The 11,163-nt window shown below is 44.9% G+C and carries 9 protein-coding genes and 1 pseudogene; 1 reads left to right on the forward strand and 9 read right to left on the reverse strand.

What is annotated here, in order from left to right; translation table 11 throughout:
• The 4 genes from PLH26_RS15740 to PLH26_RS15755 form a co-directional block, all read right to left on the reverse strand.
• A partial coding sequence (locus PLH26_RS15740; RefSeq protein WP_324586986.1) for a GH92 family glycosyl hydrolase occupies window positions 1-1,443 on the reverse strand: 1,443 nt, incomplete at its 3' end.
• 175 nt (window positions 1,444-1,618) lie between these two features.
• Entirely contained in the window at window positions 1,619-1,909 is a 291-nt protein-coding gene (locus PLH26_RS15745) for a type II toxin-antitoxin system RelE/ParE family toxin (RefSeq protein WP_324586987.1), read from the reverse strand.
• Complete coding sequence (locus PLH26_RS15750) at window positions 1,903-2,118, reverse strand: hypothetical protein (RefSeq protein WP_324586988.1); 216 nt, start codon at window positions 2,116-2,118, stop codon at window positions 1,903-1,905. Before PLH26_RS15750 ends, PLH26_RS15745 begins: the two co-directional genes overlap by 7 nt.
• Before the next feature lie 206 nt (window positions 2,119-2,324).
• Window positions 2,325-2,897, reverse strand: a complete 573-nt coding sequence (locus PLH26_RS15755) for an ERCC4 domain-containing protein (protein WP_324586989.1) — start codon at window positions 2,895-2,897, stop codon at window positions 2,325-2,327.
• A 445-nt stretch (window positions 2,898-3,342) separates the two neighbouring features.
• Here PLH26_RS15755 and PLH26_RS15760 point away from each other — a divergent pair, with 445 nt between their 5' ends.
• Window positions 3,343-4,110, forward strand: coding sequence for an energy transducer TonB (locus PLH26_RS15760; protein ID WP_324586990.1), 768 nt, complete (start codon window positions 3,343-3,345; stop codon window positions 4,108-4,110).
• Between the two features lie 323 nt (window positions 4,111-4,433).
• Here PLH26_RS15760 and PLH26_RS15765 read toward each other — a convergent pair whose 3' ends face one another.
• The 5 genes and pseudogenes from PLH26_RS15765 to PLH26_RS15785 all read right to left on the reverse strand — a co-directional run.
• Complete coding sequence (locus PLH26_RS15765; RefSeq protein ID WP_324586991.1) at window positions 4,434-5,036, reverse strand: cytochrome b/b6 domain-containing protein; 603 nt, start codon at window positions 5,034-5,036, stop codon at window positions 4,434-4,436.
• A gap of 32 nt (window positions 5,037-5,068) precedes the next feature.
• Window positions 5,069-7,558, reverse strand: coding sequence for a TonB-dependent siderophore receptor (locus tag PLH26_RS15770; RefSeq protein WP_324586992.1), 2,490 nt, complete (start codon window positions 7,556-7,558; stop codon window positions 5,069-5,071).
• Between the two features lie 431 nt (window positions 7,559-7,989).
• Window positions 7,990-9,687, reverse strand: a complete 1,698-nt coding sequence (locus tag PLH26_RS15775; RefSeq protein WP_324586993.1) for a hypothetical protein — start codon at window positions 9,685-9,687, stop codon at window positions 7,990-7,992.
• A 233-nt stretch (window positions 9,688-9,920) separates the two neighbouring features.
• Entirely contained in the window at window positions 9,921-10,817 is an 897-nt protein-coding gene (gene dapA / locus PLH26_RS15780) for a 4-hydroxy-tetrahydrodipicolinate synthase (RefSeq protein ID WP_324586994.1), read from the reverse strand.
• Between the two features lie 125 nt (window positions 10,818-10,942).
• Window positions 10,943-11,163: pseudogene (locus PLH26_RS15785) on the reverse strand (acetyl-CoA carboxylase carboxyl transferase subunit alpha); the annotation flags it as partial.

Below are 11,163 nucleotides of genomic sequence, written 5' to 3' on the forward strand. Positions count from 1 at the left end.
TTGATATATGGTAAAGTCGTCGTAGGCATATTCCAGCGTACGGGCGGCATTTTCTTTGATCTTTACATCGTAAGGCACGTAGCCGATCCTGTTATAATATTCAACGCCTTTTCGCCCTGTTCCGTGCGGGCCTTCGTTATTGGCTCCATGCAACAGCGCTTCATACAAAGTTTGTATATCGTAGCCGCGAAGTCCTTTAATATAGGCGTCAGATACCACTGAAGCCGAATTGTTGCCTATCATTACCGGTCTTGCGCCCGGGCTGCTCCATTCCGGCAGGAAGCCGCTTTCCTTATAATCGTTGATAAGACCTTCCTGCATTTCCTTATTAACAGAAGGGAACATTAAATTAAGAAAAGGATATAAGGCCCTGAAAGTATCCCAAAATCCCGTACCGCCAAACATGTAGCCGGGCAATACCTTCCCGTTATAAGGACTGTAATGAACGATATTGCCATTCACATCTTTTTCATACAGCTTGTTGGGAAAAAAAACCATGCGGTATAAGGTAGAGTAAAAAGTGCGCACCTGGTCTACCGTTCCGCCCTCCACCAAAATGCGGCTGAGGGTATTGTTCCAGGTGTTGCGGCCCTTTTGTTTAACTGTTTCAAACGGATCATTACCGAGCTCCCGCAGGTTGAGCTCTGCCTGTTCATGGCTTATAAAGGAGGAAGCCACTTTTGCATTAACGCGTTCTCCTTTGTTAAAGATTTTAAATGCCACTACCGCGCCGGCATGATCGTCTTCTACTTCCATGCGGGTAAGATCCAGGTTATCGCCGTTAAAAGTGGCTACATTGCTGAAAGGATGATCGAACTCAATAACAAAATAATTTTTAAAATTGTCCGGCACTCCCCCGCTGTTCCGGGTGGAATAACCAATGATCTTATGCTCACCGGGGATGATCTTTATGTATGAGCCTTTGTCAAAAGCATCCACCACTACATATGCACTGTCGGTTTCAGGAAAAGTAAACCGGAACCGGGCCGCTCTTTCCGTTGGCGTTATTTCGGCGGTAACATCGTAGTCGGCAAGATAAACGCTGTAATAGTAGGGCATTACCGTTTCCGCCTTATGACTGAACCAACTGGCACGGTCATCTTCCTTAAAACGCAATGTGCCGGTAACCGGCATAATGCTGAACTGGCCGTAATCGTTCATCCAGGGTGAGGGCTGATGGGTTTGCTTGAATCCCCTTATTTTATCGGCGCTGTACTGGTACTGCCACCCGTTGCCCATTTTGCCGGTCTGCGGCGTCCACATGTTCATGCCCCAGGGTAATGCGATGGCCGGGTATGTATTGCCGTTAGACAGGCTGTGTTTGGAATCGGTGCCCATCAGCGGATTTACCCAGTCTACCGGGTCGGTAACTTTGGTTACCATTTGGGCCATAGAGACAGATATACTGTAGCAGGACAGAACAAATAATATAACTTTTTTCATAAGTGTGCTATGTATTTGTTCTGCGAATATAGCGGAAGTGGAAAATAAAAGCTGTGTAAAGCAGAAGAACAGAGATGAAGCTCAATCAGGGGGAATAAGCATTATTGTTTAAAAACTATTTTAAAGCCGCTCCCAAGCCTATTCATTTCTTTATATAGGGAAACCGTAAATCCCGCTAATAGCCCTTAGGCGATCGGCTCGTATGTCTTACGCGTACTATTCGTATTTCCGTTTTCGTAACGCGATAAGATATCCGGTATTTATGGAGTTCGAACGCCCGCCAACTGCCATCATTATTTTTCTTAAATTTATCCGGAGGATAAAATTCAGGATGTTTGGGAAGATTAATAGTAACATCAATTATCTCATCGCGGACTTTTGCAGCATTTTGCGGAGAGTTATTATAAATGTACTTATAGACTTTTACAAGTTCGGCGCTTGCCCGCTTACTCAAAACGGCTACCATTTTGCCGCTTCTCTTTTTAAATCTTCGGCAGATATAAAATCACCCGCTTCAATTTCAGCATTACCTGCTTCAATATCTTCATTATATTCCTCTAAAGTTTGAGGCTTATCGGAGGTTTTAAACTTAACGCCAAGAAACTCTAAAGTACTAAGCAAAAACTTCTTTTTTGACGCGTCCTGTATATTGTCAAGATCTATAATCAATTCCATAACAGCATTTTTATTGTGTATCATCAGGCATAAGATCACCAACTTGTATTTCACAAAACTTATATCAAATCTACAAATCTTCCTTCAAAATTTTTTATTATTTCTCATTCCTGATAGTTAAAAAACTTCTTTAAACCCGCCCATATTTCCACCATCTTCCCCGGAATATTGAAATAGAGAGGCGGCATATTTTCTAAACCAATTCATTACCCAATGTTAGCCGGGAATTGCGCACTGATAAATCCAGAAATTTTCTTCGCGTTATTTCCACCTATACCTTCAACCTGTTTTAATTCCTCTTCCGTAGCATTGATAACCGCTTTCAGTGTACCGAATTTTTTTAACAACCTGGCCGCTAACAGCGGCCCAACGCCGGGTATTCCCTGCAGAAAAAACAATTGACGGTTTGCCATTTTTTTAGAACGATGGTTTTTCGAAGCAGCGATCTGCGGTAAAAAGGTCATATCCTGCCGGGCAATCGTAAGCAATAATGCAACAGTATCTTCATTGCTCTTTGAAAATATAACAGGCACCTGCCAGGAGATCAAAACAGATAATATGGCACCCCGGATAGCATGAGAATGCATTTCATGAGCAGTAGCATAAGGGTTACCTTCCACCACCAACAAAGTTCGCGATACCGACCGCTTCAGTCTTGCTATTTGATCAAACAGACGATTGGCTATTATGCTCTGTACAAAATCCTCCGCCGATTTTCGTTCTATTCCAATAGCGCGGTTAATAATATAATCTCCTGCAGGCAGGCAAAGAACAGTCAATGATATTTCTTTATTCCCGGCAAGAAGTTACGGAATACCGGAAGGGTTCTCTCTATAGTCGGCCTGTATGGAAATTGGCATAGGAAAGCAATTGTAGCAATACTTATGGTGTATTCAAACTTAAGCAAAATTTTTGTGAGATTAAAGTTGGCCGAAAGCGAGAAGTGAAACTACAAGATTACAACGCTACTCTTTTACAAACGCTATTCATTTTGCGGGACAGAGTCCCGGAAGAACATAGGGAATACGAAGTCTCCGACTTCGTACAGCGTGTTAGTTACCTTGTGTACCATTTGGGCGATAGAAACCGACACACCATAGCAGAACAAATAATATAATTTTTTTCATTGCGTGCCATTTATTTGTTCTGCGAATATAGCGGAAGTGAAAAATAAAAACCGTGTAAAGCGGAAATCATCTAAATTGCCATCTATAACTATACAGAATGAGAACACTGTTGATCTTCGTTATATCGTTGGCCGCTACCAGCCTCTACGCCCAGAGATCCAAAAAGAATGTAACCTTCTATGTTTTTGACGAAAACTGGAAAGGTTGCAAGCTGGAAGAAGCCAAATACCTGGCCAGCCAGCAAAAGTTGGGAGATACAGCGTATGAATGGAGATATTATCAGTTCGACGGGCCTTTATTATCAATAGGAACTTACAAAGACAAAGAAGCAAATATCGCGCATGGGTCGTTCACTTATTATGGAACAGACGGACAAATAGATTCTTCCGGCTATACTTTCGAAGGTAAAAAGAATGACTGGTGGTATCATTATACAGATTCATTTACACTCTGGAAGAAAGAAAAATATGAAATGGGAAAGCTGGCTATCCAAATGGATCTGGCATCAATAGAAGCTGAAAGAGAAGAGAACAGGAAAAAATCCGAAGCAGAAAAACACTGGGGGGAAGTGGAAGCGGTATTTAAAGGAGGAACCGAAGACTGGGTTAAGTACATTCAGAAAAACATCAACTTTCCCGACCGCGCAAGAAATTTAAAAAAAGAAGGGAGCCTCCTGCTCCAGTTTGTAGTAAACACCGACGGAACCACCGGCGATATCACGATACTGAGATCTGTTGAATATTCACTCGATGAGGAGGCCATCCGCCTCATAAAAGATTCACCCAAATGGCGGCCGGCCCACCAGGACGGCAGGCTCGTCAGGGCCTTCAGGCGGCAGCCACTGATGTTTCAATTACCGAAGTAGCCTTATTTGTGCGGAGCGCTATGCATAAAAAACATGAACCTGCTCCCCGCAGGGTCGCGCCGGGATCTTCATAAAACGGCTTTGTGAACGGCTATGAGACCCCTGAGCTGAGCGTGAGTTTATCGTTTAAGACTTATTTTTAAACGGTCATCATTCTGCAGGGATCAGTCCCGGAAGAACATAGAAACAACGAAGCCGGAGACTTCGGACAGCCGGGGCTGCGTACATCGGGTAGCCTTCGCACAACGGGCAACAAAGGCAGAGCGTTGCATAGCCATATGCTAAAATTTCGGGCCAGAAAAGGCTGTAGCGCCTCAGGCACATTAACCGCGTTTGCCATGTATCATCCGGGATATGATCCCTCTATCCGCACCCAGCTCTGCCAGTACCAGTCCGCCCAGGTGCAGAAAGATAAAGATAACGGAATAGTACAGCGACTGAACATGTACCGCTTTCATAGCGTTGTAAACTGCAGGATATACTTTCCCTATAAGTTCTATATATATCCCTGTAAGCAGAGAAGTGCCCAAACAGATATAAAAAACAAGGTATACTGCAGATCTGAATCTTTCCTTCTTGCTGATTTGTCGTGAAAATGGATTGCTGAAGACAGTACCCTCTATCCGCATCACCACCAGCCTTACCACATACAACAGCAGCAAAACATACCCTGCATAAATATGGGTATTCCACATAGGCCTGCGAACCGCCCGCCCGATGTTGGCAGCTATTTTATCGGACAGGTGAACGTTCTGTGTTTTCAGGCTGGCCGTTACTATTTCACCTATAACATTTTTATTCATCCAGTTCATCCGCAGCCAAGCCGTTAGCAGCATATATAAAAAGGTAAATGCGATCAGCCAGTGAAGTATACGATGCGTTCGCGTATAAGCTACATTATGGAATGATCCTGCTGAAGTACTCATGAATCTTTTTTGTTTACACGAAAATATAGCGCCTAAAACGTGTATCCTACACCCACCAGGAAGTTCCTGGGCGAGCCGGGGAACAGCCGTGCAAAAGAGTCGGCGCCGAGCCAGTATGTTTTATTAAAGAGATTATTGAAAGTGGCGGAAAGCCTTATTTTATCAATAGAATAGTAAACAGCCATATTAGCTACGGAATAGCCCGGCAGCGTTACATCATATGCTCCGGACTCCCGTTTTGCCTGAAAATTTGCCCCCAACGCAATGCCCAGACCTTTAAAGGTTTTTGAGGTAAAATCATATTTTCCCCAGAAGCCTCCCTGCACCCCCGGTGCATTAGGAGCCTGTAGCCCTATTTCAGATTTATCCTCACTTTTGGTAATTTCAGTACGGTTAATGGCCAGGTTGGCCGTGAGGCTAAGGTTTTGCAATATTCGCCCGTAAATATCTACTTCAACACCCTTTCCCTTCACCTGCCCGATCTGCTTTAACAGATCAGGGTTGCCCGGATCATGGGCGTTTTGCAGTACATTATTCTGCGTAATACGATAAACCGCCAGGGTGGCAGATAGCCGGTTATCCAGCAATCCCGACTTAACACCCAGCTCAATCATATCACTTTCCAGCGGATCAAACGGACCACCATACCGGGAAGGATCGCCTACATAACCCGCTTCCTGCGGCTGGAAACCGTACACATAAGTACCATACAGACTGACGGCGTTTACGGGTGTGTATACCAGGCCAACCCGGGGAAGCAGCGCTTTCTGGTTTACACGGCTGGTAACAGGCTTCCCGTAATCCATGATGTCGGTGTAATATTCCTGGCGTAATGAGAGCAACGCCTTCCATTTGTTCCAGCTAACCTGATCCTGTATATATACTCCCTGCGTATAATATTTGCCCAGCTTGTCCTGAACAGACAGGCTGATATATTTATTGGGATCCGAGATGGTATAATCGGGATTGTGCAGGTCAACCGAAGGTACATTGGGAACCGGGCGGCCATCAACAATAAGATACCTGTCTTTTTTGGAAGGATCATATTTATTGATAGCAGACTTACCGTCGGCAGAAAGATACCCCCGTGCTTCAGCAGTAGTATTACCCAGCCCGTCTGCACTTTGTATAAAATCGTAGCCTGTAAGCAACTGGTGCTCCAACGCACCGGTATTGAACTTAAAAGTAAAATAGGAGGTCAGGTTATCTGTGGCATTATCCGTTATCCGGTAATTATACCGCATTTCCATCAGGTCGGGCACTACATTCCCGTCTTCATCTACCGCGTTTGTATTGGAAGTACGATGCTCCCGCAGATCTTCATGATAACTGCCTTTAAGGTAAGACAGGTTAAAAGCTACATGATCGGAAAAGTTATGCTGGAGGGAAAGTGTGGAGAACAGCTTCCGGGCTTTCACATAATCGTTTACGCGCGAAAGGGAAAGCCCTATCGGTGTGGCATACAGATCCCTCACACCGTTTACCGGTGAATAGGAAGGTTGTCCGCGATCGTTGCGGCCATTATCATCAATGTACACCAGGTCAAAATTGATACGTGTTTTATCGTTGGGAAGGAAAGATACCGAAGGTGCTGCCACAAACGACTGCTTATCCTGCAATGCCCGGAAGGAGCCTGCGGTCTGGTAGGCCAGGTTCAGCCGGTACAGGAGTGTGTGCGACCGGTTCATGGGCCCGGTAAAATCAGATGTAATCCTTATTGTTTTAAAACTGCCCACAGAAAAGTTTACGGCTTTCCTGTTTTCATCCAGTGGCTTCTTGGTAACGGTATTGACCGTTCCGCCCGGGCTGGTGTTGGCAAATAAGGCGCTGGCAGGCCCCTTGATCACTTCTATTCTTTCTACATACGGAAGGATGTCTGCAGAGCGCTCACCGGTAAAGGTTTTCAGCCCGTTGACCAGGGTTTGTTTTGACTCCGATTCGAAGCCGCGCAGTACATACTTGTTATTGGTATAGGAATTCTGACTTACACCACTGATGTTTTTCAGTATATCCATCATCTTAAAAGCCATCTGGTCGTTGATGAGCTCTTTGGTAACATAGCTCACAGACTGTGGTATATAACGAACAGGCGTTTCCGTTTTAGTAGCAGTAAAGGTATTGGTATTCCTGTATCCCGATTCCTTACGCCCGGTGATCTCAACTCCCTGCAGCTGCAGAAAATCTCTTTGCAGCGAAAAATAAAGATGCGCTTTTTCCCGATCATGAACAGTGATCGTTTTTGTCTCAGTTTTATATCCCAGCATTGTAATCTTAACATGACAGGCGCCGGCAGGGAGATCTTTCCATTCAAATTCTCCATCTTCATCCGTAATACCGCTTTTTTCACCTTCATTGATGACAACGCTGGCACCCTGTATGGGATCATTTTCTGAACGAACCCTGATCTTTAATTTACCCGTTTGCGCTGTTCCCGCCACACAAAGTATGGTAAACAATCCGGTAAATAAAACATAGAGCCAGGGAGCTGTAAGCCCGGCAGATTGAGCGTGTTTCTTCTTCATTTTATTATTTTAATTATTTGGGTTTGGTGTAAAGCAGCGTTCAGACCATACTGCTCCTGTATTTACGGTCGCAAAGCTTTATAAATATTGTTATGCACATCTATCCCGATAAGAAAAAATTTTTACTAAATACGGAAAACGCTATTTCCACCCGGGGGTTATCGTTCTCTCTTCACCGGTATTGTAACGTGAGCATCCGGATGAAAATACGGATGCAGGAAAGCATCAATTTTTCCTGTCAGAGCGGATTTGAAAAATAAAGGACTGCTGCTTTAGCTTGTAGTATAATTTCCGCGATATAAACCAACACCTAAACCGAACACTCCTGCCGGGGATGGCGCAAGGATGCTTCAAAAAAAATCAACTCAACTGTTTATAGCGCTTTGTGTTATTATGATTCCATGTATGTGCGAGCGTGGCCGGAGTCCGGCTTAAAATTCAAACGTTCTTTTCCCTATATTCCAGCGCAGCCCTCCCGTAAAGAAAAATTCATTCTGCTTCGGCTGTGCCTGCACGTTATAGCTGCGGTTGGCAATACTGAAATCTATAAACAGGTTTTGCAGCAGCTCATAGGTGGCGGAGAAGGAAGCGAGCAAGGATTTTACAGGCGTTCCTGTGCCGATAAAAAAGCCATAGTTGCGCGGACGGCTTTCATAGCTCCGGAAAATATCCCCTCCCATATTTACACCTGCCGAATCAAGCCCTTTTTCATAATACATCAGCTTCCCGGTAAGATATAACCTGTTTAACGGCTGGTATTTTAAAACAGCAATGTATTCTTTGAAGTTTGCGCCCAGCGGATGCGCCAGCTCGGTATTGTAGTGCGTGAACCCGATACTGCTGTCGCGGTGAGCATACATAAAGGGTCGTACAAGGTTTACCTCCGCCTGAAGATCCAGGTTCTTAACGCCCAATGCATCAACATACTTGCCTCCAAGCTGCAATGCCTGCTTGTTCCACCAACTGCCTTCACCATAGTTTTTTATATCTTTTAAAATGAATTCACCTATCACCAGGTTGCCGTATAACTGAAGTGTTTTGAAAAGATTAGATTTAACATCAATGCCCACCGTAGCTTTTGAGCTTCCGCTGCCGAGCTGCATTTCAACTGACCTGTAAAAAATAATCGGATTGAAATAGCTCAGCTCTATGCCATTTCTGCCATTATAGATCACGTTCTCGTATACACCTACATTGAGCCAGCGGGCGAGCTGCACACTCAGGTGATGGAAAGCCATATAGTTCTTGTACCGGATGGTATCCCTGTTGCGCGAAGGATCAAATGGCGCAATCAGCTCAGCGTATACCGTTTTGTATGCAAATTTGCGCAACTGCACATCCATTTGAAGGTACAGGAAATTATTGCTGAAATCACTGAGCAAAAGGCTCCTGTATCCATTGCCTATAAACAGTTTATCATATCCAAAACGGAAATTGATGAACTTAGACGCTGCGAAATCTATGCCTCCCCTTCCATCAAAATAGTCATAACCTCCGCCCTGTAAAAATTTAAAATAACCGGCATTGGGAATACCGATCCGCCTTTTTACATACCGGTCAACATACAAAGGATCTCTTTCCTGGTTCTCGGTAATATAGGTATAGAAACCAAGTTTTTTACCAATATTGCCCCGTACCCTGATGCCTCTCGTGTTTGTATAAATCGCTTTGTCAAGCTCCGAAGATCTGCCCGCCTGCAGGTTCAGCACAGGATCAATCATTAAGGTAAAATCATCAGAATGGATTTCATATAAATGAGCCGGCGTTTTAAAAAAAGTATTCCATATGGGTTTGCGCGTATGAAAAGATTCACCCCTGTCTTTTGTCCAGTCCGAATTGTTCATGAGCAGGCTTTGTATATTGTGCCGGTCTACGGCAGAAAGCTCAACGGGCAACTCACCCGCCTGGTCTAAAGAATCTATATATGCTATCCGTTCGGTATATATTTTCCGGTTATAAGGCTTAACCGTGGAGAAAGACAGCACGGAATCATTCTGCAGCTTTATATCAAGCCTGTCTAACAACTGGTATTGTTTATCGCCCGGGCTAATCCGGTCGGATTGTGCCAGTGCAGTGGCGGATAATGCCACGAAAAGAACGGTGAACGGCAGCCTTTTTATCAAGTGCATTGAGATGTGTCTTTAATATTTCGACAAATATATAAGATTATCGAGAGGTACATTTCTAATTGCCGCATCGCTTTGCTTCATCCGGGCGGTGGTACACCGCCCACGGCAGGCCGCCCCGGTGGTGTCTCCATCAACCGGAAACAATTTGAAATGCACCCCCGAAAGTTATAACGGTTAAAACAACACTATAGTTCGTGTCTTATTAAATATATCCGCGTGAAAGACAGGCATTCTTAGCGCAGCGTGGGATCGGCTTCCAGCAATTGCTTTGCTCTTTGATGCAGCGCTTCGCCCAAAGGAGTAACAGGCAAACGCAATACATTTTCAATAAGTGCCAGGTGAGCCAGAAATGATTTTACGCCGGCAGGGTTGTTTTCTGCAAACAACACTTCATATGTTTCCAGCATAGCGTCATTTAAGATCTTTGCTTCCTTTAACTTGCCTTCCAATGCCAGACGTACCATGTCCGAAAATTTGCGGGGCATGCTGTTGGCAATTACGCTGATCATCCCGTCCATGCCACAGGCCAGTTGGGGAAGCGCAAGTGTATCATCACCGCTGCATACCAGAAAGTCATCCGGCCGGCTTTTGAGTATCTGCATGCTTTGCAGCATATCGCCCGCCGCGTCTTTAATGCCGGCGATATTGGGCACTTCCCTGGCCAGGCGAATGGTGGTTGCTGCAGTCAGGTTACGTCCCGTTCTGCCGGGCACATTATACAATATTACGGGTTTGGGTGAGGCCGCGGCCACCGCCTTATAGTGTTGAAACAGCCCTTCCTGTGAGGGTTTGCTGTAATAAGGGCTCACGCTCAGTACTGCAACGACCTCATCCAGTGCAAATGTTCTTAATTCCTGCACCGCTTCAGCCGTATTGTTCCCGCCAATGCCCACTACCACCGGCACGCGGCCGGCTACTTTGGCAAGTGTATGCGCTACCACATTTTTCTTTTCTTCTTTGCTGATCGTAGGGGCTTCTCCCGTTGTACCCATGCTTACGATATATTCTACCCCGTTACTGATCATGTGATCAATCATTGCATCCAATGCTTTGTAATCAATGCTGTAATCCTTTTGAAAAGGGGTGATCAATGCTACTCCTGTTCCTCTGAGTTGTGTTCTTAATGACATGCTGCTTTCTTTATTGCTGGTATATGGTTTGGTTGCAAGTTACAGGTTTCAGGTACAGGTTGAGCAAAGGGGTACTGCTCCTTCACATACGTTTACCTGTTCTTTACCGTAGTTTGAAAATTGCGCTATACGGGAGCTTCTTCCCAGAAACCCATTTTGCTGTACTTTTCAATGCGTTGCTGCACACGTACCGCAGGGTCAATGGATTGCAATTCTTTAATAAGCGGAACAAGGTATGATTTCAGTGTTTGCGAGGTTTCTTCGTAATTCCAGTGTGCCCCTCCGTATGGTTCAGGTACCACATCATCAACCAGTCCAAACCCTTTCATATCGGCGGAAGTGAGCT

It is taken from the genome of Agriterribacter sp. (assembly GCF_035444585.1).
In the GTDB taxonomy this organism is placed as follows: Bacteria; Bacteroidota; Bacteroidia; order Chitinophagales; family Chitinophagaceae; genus Agriterribacter.

Excerpts from the sequence above, each read along its gene's own strand:
- PLH26_RS15745 (WP_324586987.1), bottom strand. The coding sequence starts at position 1,909 with ATGGTAGCCGTTTTGAGTAAGCGGGCAAGCGCCGAACTTGTAAAAGTC.
- PLH26_RS15750 (WP_324586988.1), bottom strand. The coding sequence starts at position 2,118 with ATGGAATTGATTATAGATCTTGACAATATACAGGACGCGTCAAAAAAG.
- PLH26_RS15760 (WP_324586990.1), top strand. The coding sequence starts at position 3,343 with ATGAGAACACTGTTGATCTTCGTTATATCGTTGGCCGCTACCAGCCTC.
- PLH26_RS15765 (WP_324586991.1), bottom strand. The coding sequence starts at position 5,036 with ATGAGTACTTCAGCAGGATCATTCCATAATGTAGCTTATACGCGAACG.
- PLH26_RS15770 (WP_324586992.1), bottom strand. The coding sequence starts at position 7,558 with ATGAAGAAGAAACACGCTCAATCTGCCGGGCTTACAGCTCCCTGGCTC.
- PLH26_RS15775 (WP_324586993.1), bottom strand. The coding sequence starts at position 9,687 with ATGCACTTGATAAAAAGGCTGCCGTTCACCGTTCTTTTCGTGGCATTA.
- dapA (WP_324586994.1), bottom strand. The coding sequence starts at position 10,817 with ATGTCATTAAGAACACAACTCAGAGGAACAGGAGTAGCATTGATCACC.